Origin of the sequence: Streptomyces sp. NPDC006643 (genome assembly GCF_042870175.1) — a bacterium.
Classification (GTDB): Bacteria; Actinomycetota; Actinomycetes; order Streptomycetales; family Streptomycetaceae; genus Streptomyces.
The window spans coordinates 89,914-111,535 of sequence record NZ_JBIAHA010000002.1; the positions used below are offsets into that span (position 1 = coordinate 89,914).

General features: G+C 70.2%; 18 protein-coding genes. 11 read left to right on the forward strand and 7 right to left on the reverse strand.

All coding sequences use genetic code 11. The features are described from left to right. The first annotated feature begins 19 nt into the window (after positions 1-19). Positions 20-1,210, forward strand: coding sequence for a saccharopine dehydrogenase NADP-binding domain-containing protein (locus ACFYNU_RS03030; RefSeq protein WP_356589487.1), 1,191 nt, complete (start codon positions 20-22; stop codon positions 1,208-1,210). A 156-nt stretch (positions 1,211-1,366) separates the two neighbouring features. Here ACFYNU_RS03030 and ACFYNU_RS03035 read toward each other — a convergent pair whose 3' ends face one another. Together ACFYNU_RS03035 and ACFYNU_RS03040 are read right to left on the reverse strand one after the other, a co-directional pair. After that, a complete protein-coding gene (locus tag ACFYNU_RS03035) occupies positions 1,367-2,260 on the reverse strand; it encodes an alpha/beta hydrolase (RefSeq protein WP_356589489.1) in 894 nt (297 codons plus the stop codon). Between the two features lie 81 nt (positions 2,261-2,341). Continuing rightward, positions 2,342-3,046, reverse strand: a complete 705-nt coding sequence (locus tag ACFYNU_RS03040) for an endonuclease V (RefSeq protein WP_356589491.1) — start codon at positions 3,044-3,046, stop codon at positions 2,342-2,344. A gap of 80 nt (positions 3,047-3,126) precedes the next feature. Here ACFYNU_RS03040 and ACFYNU_RS03045 point away from each other — a divergent pair, with 80 nt between their 5' ends. The 6 genes from ACFYNU_RS03045 (at position 3,127) to ACFYNU_RS03070 (ending at position 10,326) form a co-directional block, all read left to right on the forward strand. Then, positions 3,127-3,426: a YciI family protein gene (locus ACFYNU_RS03045; RefSeq protein WP_356589493.1), complete on the forward strand. Its 300-nt coding sequence runs from the start codon at positions 3,127-3,129 to the stop codon at positions 3,424-3,426. Between the two features lie 158 nt (positions 3,427-3,584). Next, positions 3,585-4,001 carry an SsgA family sporulation/cell division regulator gene (locus ACFYNU_RS03050; RefSeq protein ID WP_356589495.1) on the forward strand — a complete coding sequence of 139 codons (417 nt, stop codon included), beginning with the start codon at positions 3,585-3,587 and terminating at the stop codon, positions 3,999-4,001. 299 nt (positions 4,002-4,300) lie between these two features. Next, a complete protein-coding gene (locus ACFYNU_RS03055; protein WP_356589497.1) occupies positions 4,301-5,947 on the forward strand; it encodes an ATP-binding cassette domain-containing protein in 1,647 nt (548 codons plus the stop codon). Between the two features lie 67 nt (positions 5,948-6,014). Continuing rightward, the gene (locus tag ACFYNU_RS03060) at positions 6,015-8,288 is read left to right on the forward strand and encodes an excinuclease ABC subunit UvrA (protein ID WP_356589499.1); all 2,274 of its coding nucleotides are present in this window, start codon (positions 6,015-6,017) and stop codon (positions 8,286-8,288) included. Positions 8,289-8,459: 171 nt separating this feature from the next. Beyond that, positions 8,460-9,236 carry a dimethylargininase gene (gene ddaH, locus ACFYNU_RS03065; RefSeq protein ID WP_356589501.1) on the forward strand — a complete coding sequence of 259 codons (777 nt, stop codon included), beginning with the start codon at positions 8,460-8,462 and terminating at the stop codon, positions 9,234-9,236. A gap of 115 nt (positions 9,237-9,351) precedes the next feature. Beyond that, positions 9,352-10,326 carry an acyl-ACP desaturase gene (locus tag ACFYNU_RS03070; RefSeq protein ID WP_356589503.1) on the forward strand — a complete coding sequence of 325 codons (975 nt, stop codon included), beginning with the start codon at positions 9,352-9,354 and terminating at the stop codon, positions 10,324-10,326. Positions 10,327-10,480: 154 nt separating this feature from the next. On the opposite strand, the gene ACFYNU_RS03075 is transcribed toward ACFYNU_RS03070, so the two are convergent. The 3 genes from ACFYNU_RS03075 to ACFYNU_RS03085 form a co-directional block, all read right to left on the reverse strand. Further along, positions 10,481-10,774, reverse strand: coding sequence for a WhiB family transcriptional regulator (locus ACFYNU_RS03075; RefSeq protein ID WP_356589505.1), 294 nt, complete (start codon positions 10,772-10,774; stop codon positions 10,481-10,483). A 151-nt stretch (positions 10,775-10,925) separates the two neighbouring features. Beyond that, entirely contained in the window at positions 10,926-11,723 is a 798-nt protein-coding gene (locus ACFYNU_RS03080) for a VOC family protein (RefSeq protein WP_356589507.1), read from the reverse strand. 231 nt (positions 11,724-11,954) lie between these two features. Next, positions 11,955-12,983 (reverse strand): multicopper oxidase domain-containing protein, encoded by a 1,029-nt coding sequence (locus tag ACFYNU_RS03085; protein ID WP_356589692.1) that lies wholly within the window; start codon positions 12,981-12,983, stop codon positions 11,955-11,957. A gap of 203 nt (positions 12,984-13,186) precedes the next feature. Between ACFYNU_RS03085 and ACFYNU_RS03090 the strand changes: the two genes are divergently transcribed. The 3 genes from ACFYNU_RS03090 to ACFYNU_RS03100 all read left to right on the forward strand — a co-directional run bounded on the left by ACFYNU_RS03090 (position 13,187) and on the right by ACFYNU_RS03100 (position 18,554). Then, positions 13,187-15,664, forward strand: coding sequence for a ThuA domain-containing protein (locus ACFYNU_RS03090; protein ID WP_356589509.1), 2,478 nt, complete (start codon positions 13,187-13,189; stop codon positions 15,662-15,664). A 62-nt stretch (positions 15,665-15,726) separates the two neighbouring features. Further along, a complete protein-coding gene (locus tag ACFYNU_RS03095) occupies positions 15,727-17,889 on the forward strand; it encodes an OmpL47-type beta-barrel domain-containing protein (protein ID WP_356589694.1) in 2,163 nt (720 codons plus the stop codon). Positions 17,890-18,200: 311 nt separating this feature from the next. Beyond that, complete coding sequence (locus ACFYNU_RS03100) at positions 18,201-18,554, forward strand: DUF4333 domain-containing protein (protein WP_356589511.1); 354 nt, start codon at positions 18,201-18,203, stop codon at positions 18,552-18,554. 67 nt (positions 18,555-18,621) lie between these two features. Here ACFYNU_RS03100 and ligD read toward each other — a convergent pair whose 3' ends face one another. Further along, positions 18,622-19,653 carry a non-homologous end-joining DNA ligase gene (ligD, locus tag ACFYNU_RS03105; protein WP_356589513.1) on the reverse strand — a complete coding sequence of 344 codons (1,032 nt, stop codon included), beginning with the start codon at positions 19,651-19,653 and terminating at the stop codon, positions 18,622-18,624. A gap of 75 nt (positions 19,654-19,728) precedes the next feature. Between ligD and ACFYNU_RS03110 the strand changes: the two genes are divergently transcribed. Next, complete coding sequence (locus ACFYNU_RS03110) at positions 19,729-20,796, forward strand: ATP-dependent DNA ligase (protein ID WP_356589515.1); 1,068 nt, start codon at positions 19,729-19,731, stop codon at positions 20,794-20,796. 32 nt (positions 20,797-20,828) lie between these two features. Here the strand turns inward: ACFYNU_RS03110 and ACFYNU_RS03115 are convergent, their stop codons facing one another. Then, positions 20,829-21,290, reverse strand: a complete 462-nt coding sequence (locus ACFYNU_RS03115) for a YchJ family metal-binding protein (RefSeq protein ID WP_356589517.1) — start codon at positions 21,288-21,290, stop codon at positions 20,829-20,831. Between the last annotated feature and the right edge of the window lie 332 nt (positions 21,291-21,622).

Consider the following 21,622-nt stretch of genomic DNA (forward strand, 5'->3'; position numbering starts at 1 on the left):
CTGGAACGGCGGATTCACGATGAACAGGCAGAACAGGGCGGAACGCCCGTACCACGTGGTGCTCTTCGGGGCGACGGGCTTCGTCGGCACGCTCACGGCCGAGTATCTCGCCCTGAGCGCGCCGGACGACTGCCGCTGGGCGATCGCCGGCCGCGACCGGGCCAAGCTGGAGAGACTGCGGACCCGGCTCGCCACGCTCTCCCCACGCTGCGCGGACCTCCCCCTGCTGGTCGCCGACGCCGCCGACCCGGCGTCGCTGCGGACGCTCGCCGAGTCCACCCAGGTGCTCGCCACGACCGTCGGGCCGTATCTCTGGCACGGGGAGGACCTGGTCGCCGCCTGCGCGGAGGCCGGCACGGACTACGCGGACCTCTGCGGTGAGCAGGAGTTCGTGGACCGGATGTATGTGGCGTACGAGGACCGGGCCCGGCAGACCGGGGCGCGGCTGGTGCACGCCTGCGGCTTCGACTCCGTACCGCACGATCTGGGCGCTTACTTCACGGTCATGCGGCTCCCGGCGGATGTGCCGCTGCGTATCGACGGGTTCGTCCGTACCAGCGCGTTCTTCTCCGGCGGGACCCTCGCCACCGCGCTGAACGCGCTGAGCCGTGGCCGGCAGACCATGGAGGCCGCGAAGCAGCGGCGGCTGCACGAGCCGCGGCTGGTCGGGCGGCGGGCCGTCGCGGCGCCGGGCACACCGCACTTCAGCAAGGAGACCGGGGTCTGGGCGCTGCCGCTGCCCACGCTCGATCCGCGCGTGGTGGCGCGCTCGGCGGCGGCGCTGCCCCGCTACGGTCCCGACTTCCGCTACCGGCACTTCGCGGGCGTCAAGTCGCTGCCGGTCGCGCTGGGCGGCACGGTGGCCGCGGGGACGGGCGCGGCGCTGGCGCAGGTGCCGGCGGTGCGGCGGGCGCTGATGAACCGTTTCGCGCCGGGCTCCGGCCCCGGTGAGGCGCGCAGGAGCGCCAGTTGGTTCACGGTGCGGTTCGTGGGCGAGGGCGGTGGGCGCAGGGTGTTCACCGAGGTCGCGGGCGGTGATCCGGGGTACGACGAGTCGGCGAAGATACTCGCCGAGGCGGTGCTGAGCCTGGCCTTCGACGAGCTGCCCGAGACGGCGGGGCAGGTCACCACGGCCACCGCGATGGGTGACGCGCTGCTGGGGCGGCTGCGGTCGGCGGGGATGACGTTCCGGGTGGCGCACTCGCGCTGACGCCGGGCCGGTGCCGGGGCCGGGGCCGCTGGGGCAGCGGTGAGGAGATCGGTTCGGATCGGATCGGTTCGCAGGAGCGCGGCGGCCCGCCCCCAGCACGGGCCGCCGCGCTCGTACCGGACCCGCCGCCGGGCTCGGGGACCGACGGCGGGTCAGCTATCGGGTCGGCTGTCGGGTCACTCGCTCCGAGAGGAACTCGCGGAGCAGGGGCGCCAGCGCCGCCGGGTCGAACTGGTGGCTCTGGCCGGGGAGTTCGCGGTACTCACCGTTGGGCAGCAGCCCGGCGGCCGACTCGGCTCCCGCCCGCATGAACGGCTCGCTCTCGCCGCCGCCGACCACCAGCACCGGCGCGCTCACACCGCTCCAGAGACCGGCAGGGAGGGGCTTGCCGGACATGGTGTCGCCCAGGACGAGCCCGTCGTAGGCGAGGGTGTGGGCGATCTTCTCCATGTCCGCCCAGGACGGCGGCTGGATCTCGCCCTCCGCCGCCTCGGGCGCGGGCGCGTTCTTCATGGCGTCCACGTACTCGGCGGGTATGCCGACCGCGTCGGTCATGAACAGCGCCACGGCCCGGTCCCGGTGGCCCGCCGCCACGAACGCCCTGATCCGCTCGACGTAGTCGGCTGGCAGCGGCGGACGGCTGTCGTCGATGATGAACGGCGGCTCGTACAGGGCGACCCCGGCGACCTTGGCGCCCAGCGCCTCGGCCGCCGCCAGGGCGAGCGCCGCGCCGGACGAGAAGCCGAAGACGGCGGCGCGTCCGCCGTGGGCGTCGATGAGCGCCTCGATGTCCTCGACCTCGCGCGCCACCGCGTAGGGCTCGGTGTCGCCGCTGTGGCCGCGCCCGCGCCGGTCGTAGTCGACCACCGTGTGGTCGGTGGCCAGGGGCGCGCCGACGGCGGCGTCCGGCGGGGCCGTACCGGTGCCCAGCGCGCCGCTCACCATGATCACGACGGGGCCCGAACCACTCGTCCGGAACGCGATCGGTGTGCCGTCCTTCGAGGTCACGTGCTGAAGTCCGGTCCGGGTCGCGTCTGTTGTGCCGGTCATTGCCTGGCCCCTCACCTAGGTCTGTCCGCTTTCAGAAGGTCAGACCGGGGCGGCGGGCGAAACTCATCGCCGCGCGCGAGATCAATTTCCGGCCGCCGCCTCCGTGGCCGCCACTGCCGCGCTCAGCGCCTGACGGCAGAGCGTGTCGGCGCGCCGGGTCGTCTCCGGGACGCGGAAGTCCGGGGCCAGCCGGAGGGTGTGCGCGCAGGCGGCGTCGAGCGAGGTCCGGTGCCCGACGGAGACGAAGACGGGCTTCACACCGTCCTGGGTACGCAGCGCCCGGCCCACCTCCTCGCCGTCGTCGGCAAGCAGCGGCGAGAAGTCGCCGCGCCGGGGGCCGGGCTGCTCGTACGAGAAGGTGAACGGGTTCTTGGCGACACCGATCACCGGCAGCCCCGTCAGCACCCCGAGATGGCTCGCGAGTCCGAACCGGCGCGGGTGGGCGCGGCCGTAGCCGTCGCAGACGACCAGTCCGGGGCCGGACGTCAGGGCGTCGAGAGCGGCGAGGACGGTCGGGATCTCGCGGAAAGCGAGCAGCCCCGGCACATACGGAAAGGCGACCCGCCCGACGGCGGTCGCCTCGTCCACGACGGCGAGGGTGGCCGCGTCGAGGACGACGGCCGCGGCGGCGACGATGTCCCGCTCGTCGTCGTACGCGACGTCGACCCCGGTCACCAGGCCGGTCCCGGCGGCCGGGCCCTCCTCGTCCAGGACGACGCGCCCGCGCAACTCGTCCTGGATCGCCCTGGCTTCGGCCTCGTCGGCGGGAGTCCTGATCGTCGTCATGGTGCGTCAGCCTAGGTGTTCGACGGGGGCGCCGGCGCACCGCCCGTGCGGCGTTCCGCGCCGCCGCTAACCTGGCGATCATGTTTGTACTGGAGCTGACCTACACCGCCCCGCTCGACCGTGTCGACGCGCTCTCGGCGGAGCATCTCGCCTGGGTGGACGCGCACTTCGCGGCGGGGACCTTCATCGCGTCGGGCCGCAAGAAGCCGCGCGACGGAGGCGTGATCCTGGCCGTCGGGGACGATCGCGCGGCGATGGACGCGCTCGTCGCGGCGGATCCCTTCGTGACCGGCGGAGTGTGCGCGTACCGGATCACGGAGTTCGTCGTGGGACGGACGGCCGACGGACTCACACGGTATCGGGAGCAACCGCCGCAATGAGTCCGGGCGACGGACCGCGCCGCCGGCCACCGACCCGCGAGTAGGGAAAACGGTGACGTAGGTCACGCCGTTCGGCGAGCACTCTTCAGCGTCTCGCGTCGTCCTTCCCTGTAGCGGAGGAGACTCATCCGCCCGAGCCGCGCAAAGGGGAGCTGGCCTTGTCCAACGTCATCGAGCAGGCCCTGCAAGCCCGGCTGGTCGCCTCGGCGCCACAGCTGGAGACCGTTCCCGCGACCCTGCGCTACGACGGCGAGGATCCGTTCGCCGTGCGGATGGCGTTCCCGGCCATGGCGACCCTGGAGGGCACGGAGGTGTCCTGGGCGTTCTCGCGGGAGTTGCTGACCGTCGGGATGGACGAACCGGCCGGGCTCGGGGACGTACGGGTGCGCCCGTTCGGCTACGACCGTACGGTCCTGGAGTTCCACGCCCCCGAGGGTGTCGCGATGGTCCACGTCCGCACCTCGGAGGTGCGGCGCTTCCTCGACCGGTCGCTGGGCGTCGTGCCCGTCGGCCGTGAGCATCTGTATCTCGATCTGGACCACGACGTCGCGGAGTTGCTGCGCGACGCCTGCTGACGGGCGCCCGCGCCCGGCGCCGCCCGCGTCCCATGCCCTGAGCCCAGCGCCCCGCCCCGCGCCCGTAAAACACGTTGCGCCCGCCCCCGCCCGTTCGTACGGTGTACAGCGTTCCTTGTTGTCGCCGAACGGAGTAGGACGTTGCTCTTCTGAGGTCCTGAGACACCGTGCAGCGCCGCTTCCCAGCCGGCGCGCACCGCGTGTGACCTCGGCTGTCGGCCGTCCTTCCCCGGTGCCCTCTTTGCCGGTGTCTCCCACCGTTGCCACGCATCCCCATCGCAGCGACCTCGGAGACCCGTATGTCTACTTCCCCTCATCTCACCTGCTCCGCGCTCTCCTTCGCCTGGCCCGACGGTTCCGTCGTGTTCGAGGACTTCCACCTGGCCGTCGGGCCGGGCAGGACCGGGCTGGTCGGCGTCAACGGGTCAGGTAAATCAACCCTGTTGAAGCTGCTGGCCGGCGCGCTCACACCCACCGAAGGCAGGACGAACGCGGTGGGTGAGGTCGGCTATCTCCCGCAGGACGCCGTGCTGGACACCGGACTGCGCGTCGACCAGGCGCTCGGCATCGCCGCCACCCGTGCCGCGCTGCTCGCCGTCGAGGCGGGTGACGCGAGCGCGGAGAACTTCGCGACGATCGGCGACGACTGGGACGTCGAGGAACGGGCGCACGCCACCCTCGACCAGCTCGGGCTCGCCCACATCGGCCTCGACCGGACCATCGGCGAGGTGTCGGGCGGCGAGTGCGTGCTGCTGCGCCTGGCGGCCCTGCTGCTGGCCCGCCCGTCGGTGCTGCTGCTCGACGAGCCGACGAACAATCTGGATCTGTACGCGCGCCGGCGGCTCTACGCGGCCGTCGAGGCCTGGTCGGGGGTGCTGGTCGTGGTCAGCCACGACCGTGAACTGCTCGATCTGGTCGACCGGATCGCCGACCTGCGGGACAGCGAGGTCGCCTGGTACGGCGGGAACTTCTCCGCGTACGAGGAGGCCCTCGCCGTCGAACAGGAGGCGGCGCTGCGGATGGTGCGCGTCGCCGAGAGCGACGTGCAGCGGCAGAAGCGCGAACTGGCCGACGCGCAGGTCAAGTTGGCGCGACGTAAGCGCTACGGACAGAAGATGTGGGACACCAAGCGCGAGCCGAAGGCCGTCATGCAGGAGCGCAAACGCCAGGCGCAGGTGTCGGCGGGCAAGCACCGCATCATGCACACCACGAAACTCACGGAGGCACGCGAGAGGCTCGACGAGGCCGTCGAGGCGGTGCGCGACGACGACGAGATCCGGATCGAGCTGCCCGCCACGCAGGTGCACTCGGGCGTCGGCGTGCTGCGGCTGCGCGAACTTCAGCTGCGGTACGGGGCGCGGGCCGCGGGCGAGTTCGCGATCCACGGACCGGAGCGGATCGCGCTGGTGGGCCGGAACGGGGCGGGCAAGACGACGCTGCTGCGGACGGTCGCCGGGGAGCTGGCGCCGGTCTCCGGCGAGGCCGAGTCGCTGGTGCCGACGCGCTTTCTGCCGCAGCGGCTCGATGTCCTGGACGACGCGCTGAGTGTGGCCGCGAACGTGGCGCGGTTCGCGCCGGCCGCCACGGACAACGAGATCCGGGCCCGGCTCGCCCGCTTCCTGTTCCGGGGCGCGCGGGCGAACCAGCCGGTGGGGACCCTGTCGGGCGGGGAGCGGTTCCGCGCCTCGCTCGCCGCCCTGCTGCTCGCGGAGCCGGCGCCCCGGCTGCTGATGCTGGACGAGCCGACGAACAATCTCGACCTGGCGAGCGTGCGCGCGCTCACGGCGGCGCTGGGGGCGTACCGGGGCGCCCTGGTCGTGGCGAGTCACGACATGCCGTTCCTGGAGTCGATCGGCGTCACACGGTGGCTCGTGCTGGACGGCGAGCTGCGGGACACGACGGCGGAGGAGGTACGGGCGGGGCTGTCGTCGCCGGGCGGCTCCTGAGAAAGAGGCCCCCGCTGGTCGGAAATCCAGACAGTAGCTGTCTGGATTTCCGATTAGCTTCGGGCCCATGCCTCAGAACATCACCATCGTGGGCGCCCGTGAGAACAACCTCAAGGACGTCTCGCTGACCATTCCGAAGGACCGCATCACCGTCTTCACCGGCGTCTCCGGCTCCGGCAAGTCCTCGATCGTCTTCGACACGATCGCCGTGGAGTCGCAGCGCCAGCTGAACGAGACCTTCACGACGTTCATCAGGAACCGGCTGCCCAAGCACGAGCGCCCGCACGTCGAGGCGATCGACGACCTGTCCGTGGCCATCGTCGTCGACCAGAAGCCGGTCGGCAGCAATGTGCGCTCCACCGTCGGCACGATGACCGACATCTACTCGGTGATCCGGGTGCTGTTCTCGCGGTACGGCACGCCGAGCGCGGGGGCGGCCACCGCGTACTCCTTCAACGACCCGGCCGGCATGTGCCCGGAGTGCGACGGTGTGGGGCGGGTGGTCCGGCTCGACCTCGACCGCGCGGTCGACTGGTCGAAGTCCCTGAACGAGGGCGCGCTGCTGCTGCCCGGACTGACGGTGGGCGGCTGGGAGTGGAACCTGTACGCCGGATCGGGGCGCTTCGACCCGGACAAGCCGATCGGGCGGTACACCGCCGAGGAGCGCCAACTGCTGCTGCACGGCGGCGGTTTCACCGTCACGGTGGAGATGCGGACCGGGCCGGCCGACGCGCGGTTCGAGGGAATCGTGGACCGGTTCACCCGGCTCTTCCTCAATCGCGACACGGCCACCATGTCCACCAAGCGCCAGGAGGCCGCTCACCGGTTCACCGTGCAGCGGGTGTGCGACGCGTGCGGCGGGGCGCGGCTGAACAAGGCGGCTCTCGCGACCCGTATCGACGGTCTGACCATCGCCGACCACACACGCATGGAGGTCGCCGACCTGGCGGAGGTGCTGGCGCGGATCGACGATCCGGTGGCGACGCCGATCGCCGCCGCCGCGCGCGCCCGGCTCGACCGGCTGGTGGGGATCGGGCTCGGCTATCTGAGTCTGGACCGGGAGACGACCTCACTCTCCGGGGGCGAGGGGCAGCGCCTCAAGATGGTGCGCCACCTGGGGAGTTCACTGACGGGGCTGACCTTCATCTTCGACGAGCCGAGCGTGGGGCTGCACCCGCGCGACGTGGGCCGGCTGAACGATCTGCTGGTACGGCTGCGCGACCGGGGCAACACGGTGCTGGTGGTGGAGCACGACCCGGACGTGTTGGCGATCGCGGACCATGTCGTCGACATGGGGCCACGGGCGGGCGCCGACGGCGGGCAGGTGGTGTTCGAGGGGACGGTGAAGGGGCTGCGGGACGCCGGCACCCTCACCGGCCGGCATCTGGTGAGCCGTACCCCCATGAAGACGGCCTTCCGCTCCCCCACCGGCCAACTGCCGGTGCGCGGAGCCGCGTTGCACAATCTGAAGGACATCGACGTGCGGTTCCCGACGGGGGTCCTGACGGCGGTGACCGGTGTCGCGGGGTCGGGAAAGTCGACGCTGGTCTCCCAGGTGTTCACGGCGGCGCACCCGGACGCGATCGTGATCGACCAGGGCGCCATCACCGCCTCGTCACGGTCCACCCCGGCGTCGTATCTGGGCGCCATGGACATCATTCGCAAGGTGTACGCGAAGGTGAACGGGGTGGAGCCGGGGCTCTTCAGCTTCAACTCCTCTGGCGCGTGCGGCGAGTGCGCGGGGCGTGGGGTCATCCACACCGATCTGGCGTTCATGGACCCGGTGACGACGGTCTGCCAGGTGTGCGAGGGACGGCGGTTCAACGACGACGTACTGGCGCTCCGGGTCGGCGGCAAATCGATCGTCGACGTGCTGGACATGACGGCCGCTCAGGCGATTCCGTTCTTCGAGGAGTTCGGCGACGGCGACCGGGCGATGGCGCGCAAGCTGCGGACGCTCAACGACGTGGGACTCACCTATCTGACGCTCGGTCAGCCGCTCAGCTCACTGTCGGGCGGCGAGCGGCAGCGCATCAAGCTGGCGACCCAACTGCACCGTACGGGCAGCGTGTACGTCCTGGACGAGCCGACCACCGGGCTGCACATGGCGGACGTGGGGACCCTGCTGGCACTGCTCGACCGGCTGGTGGACGGGGGGAATTCGGTGATCTGCGTCGAACACAACATGGACGTGGTCAAACGCGCGGACTGGGTGATCGACCTCGGTCCGGACGGCGGGAAGCACGGCGGCGAGATCGTCTTCGAGGGAACACCGGCCGAGCTGCTGCGCCATCCCACGTCCTTCACCGCCGAGTATCTGCGGCGGGACGTCGCGACGTGAGGTGGGGCATGAGGTGGCGGTGTGAGAAGGCGATGTGAGAGGGCGGTGTGAGAGGGCCGCCGATGCGGGGGCGTGGGCGCGCCGCTCCGATGAGCGCCGGCTGACGTAGCGTGGTCGGGTCCGGCCCCGCCGTGGCCACGGACCCGACCACGACCGATCCGGAGAAGCCCCATGCCCAGCAGGAAAGCCCTGATCCGACGCCCCGGCCCGCGGCTCACCGAGGGGCTGCTGACCCATCTGGAACGCACACCGGTCGACGCCGACCTGGCCCTCGCCCAGTGGGAGTCGTACACGGCCGCGCTGCGGGAGCACGGCTGGGAGACCACCGAGGTGGCGCCCGCCGACGACTGCCCGGACGCGGTGTTCGTGGAGGACCCGGTGGTGATCTTCCGCGATGTCGCGCTGATCGCCCGTTCGGGCGCCGAGTCGCGCCGCCCGGAGACGACCGCGGTCGAGGAGGCGCTGTCCGCGCTCGGCTGCCGGATCGAGCGGGTGACGGAGCCGGGCACGCTCGACGGCGGCGACGTGCTCAAGGTCGGCGACACGGTGTACGTGGGGCAGGGCGGGCGGACGAACGTCGAGGGTCTGCGGCAACTGACCGCCGCCTTCGAGCCGTTGGGCGCGCGGGTCGTCTCCGTACCGGTGACCAAGGCGCTGCATCTGAAGTCGGCGGTGACGGCGCTGCCGGACGGGACCATGATCGGTTACGCGCCCCTCGTCGACGACCCGTCACTCTTCCCGCGTTTCCTGTCCGTGCCCGAGGAGGCGGGGTCGCACGTGGTGCTGCTCGGCGACGGGAAGCTCTTGCTGTCGGCGGGCGCTCCGCGCAGCGCGGAGTTGTTCGCGGGGCTCGGTCATACGCCCGTACCGGTCGACATCGGGGAATTCGAGAAGCTCGAAGGGTGCGTGACCTGTCTCTCCGTACGGCTGCGTGACCTGCGGGCATAACCGCCGGTAGCCGGGAGTCGTGGATGCGGGCTTGGCTCTCCGCTTACTGCGCCCTTAACCTACGGTCACGTAACCTACGAACCCGTAGGTACTACTCCCGTCCCCAGGAGCACACGTGACACTCACCTCTCCCCATCTCGGCAGTTCGGAGGCGTGGACCGACGCCCGGCTGCTGTACGCGCTGGAAGAGGTGGTGGAGAAAGAACTCAACCGCCATCTCAAGGTCGCCAAGGACTGGATGCCGCACGAGTACGTGCCCTGGTCCGACGCGCACAACTTCCCCGGTCTCTTCGAGGACGGCACGGCCTGGGAGCCGCAGCAGTCCAAGGTGACCGACATCGGCAAGATCGCCCTCGTGGTGAACCTGCTGACCGAGGACAACCTCCCCAGCTACCACCACGAGATCGCCAGTCTCTTCGGCCGTGACGGGGCCTGGGGCACCTGGGTGCACCGCTGGACCGCCGAGGAGGGCCGGCACGGCATCGTGATGCGCGACTATCTGCTCGCCTCGCGCGCCGTGGACCCGGACAAGCTGGAGCAGTTCCGGATGACGCACATGTCGGAGGGCTTCACCTCCGACAACCGGCACTCGATGCTGCACTCCGTCGCGTACGTCGCCTTCCAGGAGCTGGCGACGCGCGTCTCGCACCGCAACACCGGCCACCAGTCCGGCGACCCCGTCTGTGACCGGATGCTGGCGCGTATCGCCACCGACGAGAACCTGCACATGGTCTTCTACCGCAACCTGCTCGGCGCGGCCTTCGACATCGCCCCGGACCTGACCATGCAGTCCGTGCGCGACGTGGTCGTGGACTTCCGGATGCCGGGACACGGCATGCCGGGCTTCGAGCGCGCCGCCGCGCAGATGGCCATCGGCGAGATCTACAACATGCGCATCCACCACGACGACGTGATCCAGCCGGTGCTGCGCTATCTGAAGGTGCTCGACATCGACGGACTGGGCCCCGAGGGGCTCAAGGCGCAGGAAGAACTCGGCCTGTACATGGCCGGGCTCGACTCGGAGGCGTCCAAGTTCGACGAGAAGCTCGCCGCCCGTAAGGCCCGGATGGCCGCACGCGCCGCAGGCTGATTCCGCCCGGCCGGTCCCGCCCGGCCGATCGCCCGACGACCAGGGCCGGCGTCCCCGCCGACGCCGGCTCCGCGGTCCCGCGCCAACGCGAGGCCGCGAGATCGCGGGGTCACGGGGTCACCGGCGGGTGCGGTGCCCGAGGAGGCCGGGGCGCTCAGACGGTGGTGCCGGTGGCCGCCGCACCGGTGCGGCGCAGGCGCTCGCGCTCCTTCTCGGACAGCCCGCCCCACACCCCGAAGCGTTCGTCGTTGTCGAGGGCGTACTCCAGGCACTCCCGCCGCCCCTCGCAGGCACCGCACAGCTGCTTCGCCTCGCGGGTGGAGGAGCCGGGGGCCGGGAAGAAGAACTCGGGGCCGGTCTGGGCGCACAGCGCGTTCTCCTGCCAGGAGAGTTCCTGCCACGTGCGCCCGGTGATGCTGGTGATGGTGTTCATGGGATCGATCGGCATGACACACACGCTGCCTGGTGCCGATAAACATTCGATCAATGACCTGATGGCGCGGCCGTCCGAAAGATATCCCTCCGGACCGCCGCCGGGGATTTCCCCCGTACGCCCCTGGCCGGGGCCCTCGGTCACGGCCCTCGGTCACGGCCCTCGGTCAGGTGTCCTGCGAGACACCCTGCATGACCGCCAGGCGCGCGCCGTACGGGTCGGCCAGTACGGCGAAGCGGCCGACGCCCTCGATGTCGGTGGGCTCCTGAACGGTCGTGCCGCCGAGCCGGTCCGCGGTCGCCACGGCAGCATCGCAGTCGGCCGTGCCGAAGTACAGGAGCCAGTTCGGCCCTGTCGCGCCGGGGCCGGAGTCCGCGCCGTTGGGGACGACTCCCGCGAACATGCCGTCCGGGCCCTTGCCCGCGGGCTGGACCATCACATAGTCGCCGCCGCCTCCCGGCATCGGCATCGTGGTCGTGTCCCAGCCGAACACGGAGCCGTAGAAGCCGGTGGCGGCGTTGACGTCCGGGGTGTAGAGCTCGGCCCAGCACAGGGTGCCGGGGGCGTCGGTGGCCTCCAGGCCGGTGTTCTTGCCCGGCTGCCAGGTGGCGAAGCCCGCCCCGGCCGGGTCGGCGCACAGTGTCATCCGGCCGAGGTCCTCGACGTCCATCGGCTCGTTCACGACCGTGCCGCCGTTGTCCTTCACGGCCGTGGAGGTGGCCGTGGCGTCGTCCGTCTGGAAGTACAGGGTCCAGGACGGCGGGGCCTGCTCGGCGGGCAGCTGCATGGCCCCCGCGACGGTCTTGCCGTCGAGCTGGAACATGCCGTAGCCGCCGAATTCGGGGCCGGCCGGCAGATGGGTCCAGCCGAGGACGCCTCCGTAGAAGGTCTTCGCGCCCTCGATGTCGGGCGTGGCGAGATCCGCCCAGTTCGGCGAACCCGGGACGTAACGGGTGGTGAGCATCATGGCTCCTTCGAGAGACCCCCGAGTGCTTCTTCTCCCGAGTCTGCTACCGATCCGAGGCTCCCGCATGTGTACGGCGAGGGCGGCCGACCGTGCCGGACGGGCGTACGGGAGCCCGCCCGGCAGGTCGGATCGGCCAGCCCGTCGGACGGGCCGGCGCGCGTCGGTCCGGCCGGTGTGCCGGCCGATCCGACGCACATGTCAGCGACGCACATGTCAGTGACGCGCCTGTCAGTGACCCGCGTGGGCGCCCTGTGCGCTCGCGCCCTTCGCGCCCTTCTTCGCCGGGGCCGGGTGGTGCGGCTCGTACCCGGGAATCGTGCCGTCCGGCTTGGCGATCAGGAACAGGCCCGCCATGCCCTGGTCGGAGTGGCTCTGTACATGGCAGTGGTACATCCACGCGCCCGCGCCGACGCCCTCGCCCGCGATGATCTGTAGGCCGAACGAGTCCGCGGGCCCGGTGATCTTGTTGTCGACGATCCGGCTGGTGTCGTTGGCGCCGCTGAGCAGCCCGGTCCTGTTGTCCGCCCAACGGTGACCGTGGATGTGGAACGTGTGGTAGTACTCGCCGTGCGTGATCATGATGACTTCGAGCCGTTCACCCACGGTGGCCTCGAAGTTGGGGCTCTCGGCGCCCGGCAGATTGTTGATCTGCATGTCGTTGAAGACGATCGTGAACTGCTTGTCGGGAAGGATGTCCCCCTCCCTGCGCACCACGAGGCCGCCGTACAGGCCCTGCCTGATGCCACCCGTGCCGTGGTCCGTGCCGACGACATGGTCGTGGTAGTGCCAGTAGCCGGCGCTGCCCTCGCGGTACGTACCGTCCGCGCGCTTGCCGGGCTTGTGGGTGCGCCAGGTGTACGTGCGCTTGCCGCCCGGCTCCACATGACTCTTGTTCATACGGGTGCCGTCGTTGGCGATGTCGTAGTCGACACCGTGCACATGCAGGCTGGCGTCGACGTCCGTGAGATTGGTGAACTCGATGTGGACGGTGTCGCCTTCGACGATGTCGATCAGCGGACCGGGGACCGTCGCCTTGCCCTTCTCGAAGCCGTAGCCGATCTTCCCCGTGCCCAACCGCTCGGCCACCATGGTGAGATGGTGCACCTTGCCGCCGGCGGGTGCCCTCTTCGGGCCCGCCGCCGCGGCCATCGGCGCGGGTGCGGCCGAGGACGCCGAGGCAACGGACAACGATGTCACGCCCGTTGCCGCGACCGCGCCGCCGGCCATCAGGCGCCGGTTGAAACTCCGTCTGTCCATCGCCATGCCGAACTCCCCACATGCGGTGCTGAGACTGTCGGGACACAGTGAAGCCCCGGGACGGCCACACGGTAGCTCGGGGATCTTCGTTTATCCACACTCAGGACAAAGTTAGTTCCATTCTGGTGATACCTCTTGGCGCGCCACCGAAAGAGGTCTAGCTTCACGCCTGTTGCTGTGACCAAAGATGGGTGGGTGAACACATGCAGCGCGTACCACATCGCCGGTCAAGATCCCGGCGCGTAATGGGCGCCGCCGTGGTGGCCGGCACGATGGCCGCGTCTCTGCTCGGCGGGAACGCCATGGCGGGTCCGTACCCGGAGCCGCCGTCGACAACGTTGTCCCTTCCTTCGCCGCCCGGCGGCAAGAACGTGAAGGTACTCGTCTTCCACGGTTCGACGTCGGAGGAGTCCCCGATCGTCAACGCCGGAATCGAGGCGATCGAGAAGATCGGCCTCACCGGCCCCGCCGCGCAGCGGTTCAAGACCGAGACCAACGGTGACGGTTCGGTCTTCACCAACGCCACCAAGCTCGGCAAGTACAACGCGGTCGTCTTCCTGACGGGCGGCGGCGATGTACTGGATCCCGAGCAGGAGGCGGGACTTGAAGCCTTCGTCGAGGCCGGCGGAGGCTTCCTCGGCATTCGGGACGCGGCGCGCACCGAGCCGTACTCGGACTGGTTCACCGGACTGATCGGCGCCCGCCCCAAGGCGGCGAGCCCGGACACGGTGCAGCGCGCGACCGTCGAGGTGGGCGACCGTCAGCACCCCGCCACGAAGAACCTGCCGCAGGAGTGGAAGCGCTCCGACAAGTGGTTCAACTGGGACAAGAACCCGACGGGCACCGTGCACACCGTGGCCCGTGTCAGGGAGAGCACCTACAAGCCGGGTGAGGGCGCCAACGGCGCGGACCACCCGGTCTCCTGGTGCCGCGACTACGACGGCGGCCGGTCCTTCTACACGGGCATGGGCGCCACCGTCGACTCGTACGCCGAGACCGACTTCCGCGACCACCTGCGTGGCGCGCTCCAGTGGACCACCCGTATCTCGCGCGCCGACTGCAAGGCGACGATCGACGCCAACTACACGGCGGAGCGCCTCACCCAGCCCAACAAGCCGGGCGAGTCGGACCAGATCGGCGAGCCGCACGGCACCGTCGTCGCGCCCGACGGCCGGGTCTTCTACATCGGCCGCGGCGGCGGCGACAACACCCAGCCCGTCGTGACCGACTGGGCGAACCCGGACATCGGCAAGGGCGAGGGCCAGATCCACGTCTACGACCCGAAGACCAAGAAGGTCACCAAGGCCGGCGGCCTGACCATCTTCGGCAACAAGGGCGGCGGCGACGAGCTGGTCAAGAACGAGGAGGGCCTGCTCGGTATCGAGCTGGACCCCGACTTCATGACCAACGGCTGGGTGTATCTGCACTACACACCCCACTCCAAGATCAACCGTGACACCCGGATGGCGCAGCGTCAGGTCTCGCGGTTCACCCTGGACCTCGCGACGAACAAGCTCGACCTCGCCACCGAGAAGGTCCTGCTGAGCTGGCCGGTGCAGATCAACAGCTGCTGCCACTCCGGCGGCGGTATGGCCTGGGACTCCAAGGGCAATCTGTACATCGCGACCGGGGACAACAACTCCTCGCAGTTCAGCGACGGTTACTCGGGCAACAACCCGCAGCCGAACTACAAGGGCGTCTCCTTCGCGGACGCGCGCCGTACGGCCGGCAACACCAACAACCTCAACGGGAAGATCCTGCGGATCCACCCCGAGGACGACGGCACGTACACCCTGCCCACCGGCAACCTCTTCACGGGTGAGGAGACCGCCGAGGGCGGCGGCAAGACGCGCGGCGAGATCTATGTGATGGGTGTTCGCAACCCGGCACGTATCTCCGTCGACAAGACGACCGACACCCTGTACGCGGGCTGGGTCGGCCCCGACGCGGGCGCCCCGAGCACCACCTGGGGTCCGGCGAAGTACGACACCTTCGCCGCCATCACCAAGGCGGGCAACCAGGGCTGGCCGTACTGCATGGGCAACAAGCAGCCGTACCGCGACCGCAATCTGCCGGACCCGACGAAGCCGCTGGGCTGGTACAACTGCGACGCGCCGAAGAACGAGTCGCCGAACAACGACGGTCTCGTCAACATCCCGCCGATCACGGGGAACACCATCTGGTACTCGCCCCAGGGCGGCGCGCCGGACTACCCGCGGGACGCGAACGGTGTCCCGAGCTACAAGGAGGCGGAGGCGACCTACCTCCTGCCGTGGCTCAAGGGCGGTGGCCAGGCGACCATGAACGGTCCCCTCTACCGGTTCGACGCCGACAAGGCGACGGCGGAGAGCTGGCCGTCGTACTGGGACGGCAAGTGGTTCGTGGGTGACTTCTACGACCAGACGCAGCCGCGGCACGCGGTCAATCTGGACCCGAAGACCGCGGGCAAGGGCGGACTGCCCGTGCACGCCGAGTCGTTGAAGAAGATCATTCCGGTCGGTGAGAGCGGTATCCGCAACCTCATGGACTGGAAGTTCGCCCCGGACGGCTCGCTCTACGTGCTCGACTACGGACGTGGCTTCTTCACCTCCGACGCGAAGTCCGCGCTGTGGCGCGTGACGTACAAGGGCGGCGAGGCCACACCGGCCGCCGCGGATCTGGCCAGGAAGGCGACGCAGTGAGGCAACGCGGCGCACTGAGACGGCGACCTCTACGCCTGTGGACGGCCCTGCTGGGCTCGTTGATGCTGGTGCTGGGGCTGACCTCGACTCAGGCATACGGACGTTCCGACAACGGGAAGTCGCCGACGGCGGCGGCCCAGGTGCTCAACTGGACGGCGGGGAACTCCACCACGGAGTACCTGACGTTCCCCAAGACGGCCGTCGCGGGTCCCGCGACGATCGTCTTCGAGAACAGCAAGGCCACCGGCAACACCACGTCGATGCCGCACACGGTCACGTTCGACACGTCGAACCCCGACTACAACACCGACGTGACGCTCAACCTGATGGCGAGTCCGGAGGACGCGCAGGGCGGCAAGCAGACGGCCGAGGTCGTACTGACCCCGGGCACCTACCGCTTCTTCTGCACGATCCCCGGTCACGGCATGATGACCGGCACCTTCACCGTCACCGACGGCGGCGGCGGTGACGACACCACCGCGCCCGAGACGGCCGCCAAGATCGACGGCGACCAGAACGGCGACGGCGCGTACATCGGCCAGGCCACGGCGACGCTCTCGGCCACCGACGCCGGTTCCGGTGTCGACAAGATCGAGTACGCGGTCGGGGCCGACGGCGAATGGCAGCCGTACACCACGCCCGTGGTGGTCAACACGGTCGGCGACCACGCCATCAGATACCGGGCGAGCGACAAGGCCGGCAACGTGGCGGCCGAGAAGACGGCCGAGTTCAAGGTCGTCGCGCCGGACACGGACGACACGACCGCGCCGGAGACCTCGGCGACGGTGACCGGTGAACAGGACGCGGACGGCGCGTACTTGGACATGGCCACGGTGACCGTGACCGCGTCGGACGCCGGTTCCGGTGTCAACAAGATCGAGTACGCGCTCGGTGCGGACGGGGCCTGGCAGGACTACACCGCGCCGGTGATGGTCCATGAGGTCGGTACGCACAAGGTCCGTTACCGGGCCACCGACAAGGCGGGCAACGCCGCCGCCGAGAAGGCCGTCGACTTCACGGTCGTCACCCCTCCGGTGAAGGACACGACGGCGCCGGTCTCGACGGCCGCCGTGAGCGGTGACAAGAACTCCGACGGCGCGTACATCACCAGCGCCACGGCGACGCTCAAGGCGACGGACGACGACTCGGGTGTCGAGAAGATCGAGTACTCGCTCGACGGCGGTCCGTACCTCGCGTACACCAAGCCCGTGATCGTCGACGCGGTGGGCTACCACAAGCTCGCGCACCGGGCGACGGACAAGGCGGGCAACACCTCGGCGGCCAAGGAGGTCACGTTCACCATCGCCAAGGGCGGTGGCGTTCCGGCCCCCAACTGCCCTGAGTACGACGTGCGGTTGACGGTCATCGTCGGCGCCGTCGACACCGGTGTGCCGAACCGGCTCACCACCAGCCGCTGCACGATCAACGAGCTGATCGAGGACGAGAAGGACTGGTCCTCGCAGGCGCTGTTCCTCAAGCACGTCGAGTCGGTGCTGACCAAGCTCAAGTCGGACGGTGTGATCGACCAGCGCGAGCGCACGAAGATCACGAAGGCCGCCAAGCAGTCGAAGATCGGCAAGCCGGGTCAGACGACCGGCTACCGCACGATCTTCGACGGCACGGAGGACACCTTCTCCAAGTGGGCCCAGGTCGGCGGCGGCAAGTTCGCGCTCACGGCCGACGGCGCGATGACGAGCAGCACCACCGTCGAGGGCATGGGCATGCTCTGGTTCCCGGAGCGCAAGTACGACGACTTCTCGCTGAAGCTCCAGTTCCGTGACGACGCGCCGGGCACGGGCAACGCCAACGGCGGTGTCTTCGTGCGCTTCCCGAACGTCAACGGTCACCCGCTGGAGAGCCGGCCGGAGTGGGTCGCCATCAACTACGGGCACGAGGTCCAGATCCTGGACCGCCCGGACGGCGACATGTACAAGACGGGATCGCTCTACGGCTTCGACCGGGTCGGCCTGGCCGGCGCGGGCGTCACGCCCAAGGGCAGCTGGAACGACTACGAGATCAAGGTGGTCGACCAGCACTACACGATCCTGCGCAACGGTGTCGTGATCAACGAGTTCGACAACATCGGCGGCCAGGAGTTCACTCCGCCGCGCGCCGGTGACGTGGGTACCGACGGCCGGCGTTACTCGTCCGGCTATGTCGGACTCCAGGTGCACGGCACGACGGACGTCATCTCGTACCGCGACATCCGGATCAAGCAGCTCTGACACCTCCTCCCGCAGGAGACTGAACCGACAGAGGTGCCCCTTCCCGTACGGGAGGGGGCACTTCGCCGTTCGCGCCACCCGTGGCGAGAGGCGCTCCGGCCGCCCCGAAAACCGATGGCGGTCCCCGCGGCGGCGCGGCTGGCTTGGCCGCCCGTGACTGATCAACTGAAGGTGACGCCGGGGGCACCGGGTCCCGTCGAGGCCGAACCGGCCTCCGGGGAGGGGCTGTTCTCCGGCAGATACGCCTCGGGCGGGACTTCAGATCACCGCCCGGGTTGAATGAACGCGGACAGCCCGATAGGACTGTCCGGGTGACTGATCAACGCAGCTTCTCCCGTACCGTCATGACGCTCGCCCTGGCCGTGATCGCCTGTTGCGCGCTCACTTTCACCATCATGCTCCTGGCCGGGAGCCCGGCCGTGCAGCCGCAACGCGTGCTGGACCAGGACGCGTTGGCGCGGACCGTGCTCAACGGCGTCGAAACCGACCCCGCCTTCGCCAAGCCCCCGACCCTGGACGATGTCATCTGCCCCGCCTCCGTCCCCGTCGAGGCGGGCCGGGAATTCGAATGCACCGTGGCCGGCGTCGGCGACGGCAACAGCAGTGGCCGTGCCTGGGTCAAGGTGAAGATCAAGAACGATCAGGGCGAACTGTCACTGGACTGAGGCACGGTGGAAGGGGCGGTCTTGCCGGCCGTTCCTCAGGGCATCGCCACCGTTCCTCAGGGCGTCGCTACGGTTCCTCGGGAGCGTCCGGCCGGGCCCGGCTCGGCTGGACCCGTTTCGGTTCGCCCGGCATCTTCGGATAGTCCGGCGGGTACGGCAGATCGCCGTGGCCGTGGTCGCGCTCGTCGCGGGCGGCCAGTTCCAGCAGGCCCTCCAGACTGTGCGCCTCGGAGTCCATGTCCGCGTGCAGATCGCCGAGTTCGGCGAAGCGGGCCGGCATCGTCGCGATGTCGAAGTCACGCGGGGCGACGTCGTCCAGCTCGTCCCAGCGCAGCGGCGCGGAGACCGTGGCGTTCGGATTGGGGCGTACGGAGTAGGCCGACGCGATGGTGCGGTCGCGCGCGGTCTGGTTGTAGTCCACGAAGATCCGCTCCCCGCGTTCCTCCTTCCACCACGCCGTGGTGACCCGCCCCGGCATGCGGCGCTCCAGCTCCCGGCCGACGGCGATGGCGGAGCGCCGTACCTGGGTGAAGGTCCAGCGGGGTTCGATCGGCACGAACACATGGAGACCGCGACCGCCGGAGGTCTTGGGCCAGCCGTGCAGACCCTGCTCGTCGAGGATGCCGTGCAGCTCGTGCGCGGCCCTGACGGCGTCGTGGAAGTCGGTGCCGGGCTGCGGGTCCAGGTCGATGCGCAGCTCGTCGGGGTGCTCGGTGTTCCCCCGCCGTACGGGCCAGGGGTGGAAGGTCAGCGTGCCGAGATTCGCCGCCCAGAGCACCGCGGCCGGTTCGGTGGGGCAGATCTCGTCGGCGGTGCGTCCGCTGGGGAAGGAGATGCGGGCGGTGGGGATCCAGTCGGGCAGGTTCTTGGGTGCCCGCTTCTGGTAGAAGGACTCGCCGGTGATGCCCTCGATGTAGCGCTGGAGGGTGGTCGGCCGGTTCCGCAGGGCGCGGGTGATCCCCTCCCCCACCGCGATGTAGTACTGGGCGACGTCCAGCTTGGTGAAGCCCCGGTCGGGAAAGTAGATCTTGCCGGGGCTGGACAGCCGTACGGTCCGCCCGCCGGCCTCCAGCTCCATCGCCGCGCCCTTGCTCGCCATACGCGCCACCGTAGGCCGGGCTCCCCCCGCCCGCATATCGAGCGGACGGGCCTTGTTCCGCGCACAATCGGGGGCATGGATCTGCCGGTGATGCCTCCGATGAAACCGATGCTGGCCAAGTCCGTGGCGAGAATCCCGCCCGGTATGCAGTACGAGGCCAAGTGGGACGGCTTCCGTGCGCTGATCCACCGCGACGGCGACGAGGTCGTCATCGGCAGCCGGAACGGCAAGCCCCTGACCCGCTACTTCCCCGAGCTGGTCACCGCCTTTCTGCGGGAGCTGCCCGAGCGGTGTGTGATCGACGGCGAGATCGTGATCGCGTACGAGGGACGGCTGGACTTCGACCGGCTCAGTGAGCGCATCCACCCGGCGGACTCCCGGGTGCGGACGCTCGCCGAGCGGACCCCGGCGAGCTTCGTCGCCTTCGACCTGCTGGCGCTCGGCGACCGGTCGCTGCTCGGCACCGCGCAGTCCGAGCGCCGCGCCGCTCTCGTCGACGCGCTCGCGGGTGTCGCCGCCCCCGTGCATCTGGCGCCGGCGACCACGGACGTGGAGCTGGCCCGGGAGTGGTTCCTCCGTTACGAGGGCGCCGGGCTCGACGGGGTGGTCGCCAAGCCGCTTGACCTGCCGTACCGGCCGGACGTACGCGTGATGTACAAGATCAAGCACGAGCGGACGGCGGATGTGGTCGTGGCCGGATATCGCCTCCACAAGAGCGGTCCAATCGTCGGCTCCCTGCTGCTCGGGCTGCATGACCCGGCCGGGACGCTTCAGCACGTGGGGGTGTGCGCCGCGTTCTCGATGAAGCGCCGGGCCGAGCTGGTGGACGAGCTGGCTCCGCTGCGGATGGATCCCGCCGACGGCCATCCGTGGGCCGCGTGGGCGCAGGAGTCGGCGCACGAGAGCGCCAGGCTGCCGGGCGCGCCGAGTCGCTGGTCGGGCAAGAAGGACCTGTCGTGGGTGGCGGTGCGGCCGGAGCTGGTGTGCGAGGTCGCTTACGACCATATGGAGGGTGACCGGTTCCGGCACACGGCGCAGTTCCGCCGGTGGCGCCCGGACCGTACGCCCGAGGAGTGCACGTACGCGCAGCTGGAGGAGCCGGTGCGGTACGACCTGGCGGAGGTGCTCGCGTCGGGCGGCTGATCCCGGGCGGCTGATCCCGCGCGGAGGCCGGCCTACTGCTCGACGAAGGTGCCGTCGACGTAGACCCAGGCGCCCTCGTGCCGTTCGAATCGGCTGCGCTCGTCCAGCACGCCCTCCTCGCCGCGGCGGGTGTAGCGGGCGCGGAAGGTGACGGTGCCGGTGGTGTGGAAGGCGCTGCCCTCGGTGGTGGCCCGGATCTCCAGGCCCGACCAGCGCATCACCGGGTCGAGGTCGACTCGCGACGGTCGGGTGGCGGGGTGCCAACTGCTCAGCAGATACGGCTCGTTACCCACCGCGAAGGCGCTGTAGCGGGCGCGCATCAGGCGCTCGGCGGTGGGCGCGGCGGCGACGGCGGCGTGGAACCGGCCGCAGCACTCTCCGTAGGAGGCGGGCAGACCGCAGAGACAGGGCGAGGCGTCGCGTGAAGCGCGTGGGGCCGCCGCCGGGCGGGCGGTGGCTGAGCTTCGCGTGGGACGTGTGGGGCGTCGGGCCATCCGCATATTGTGCCCGGCCGCCGGAGGGGCCGATGCCCGGCGAGAGCGGGGACATGGGCGTGGACGGGGGCCGGGAAGGGGTCCGGAGGGCCGCTGAACGGCTCCGGGGCCGCGCGTGCGTGTCGCAAGGCCGCGCCACGGCTTCCGGCGCTGTGACGCGGCACACACGCGATCCTCGGCGGGCCGGGGCATGGGAGGGGGTTGCAGCGGTGCCGGAAGGTACGGAAAGGTGCCGGAAAACGCCTCGGCGCCGCTGCACCCCCCGAGAGTGCTGCGGCGCCGAGGCGCTTGCCTGCCCGGACCCCCGCCGGTCCGGACCGTGTGGTCTGTCG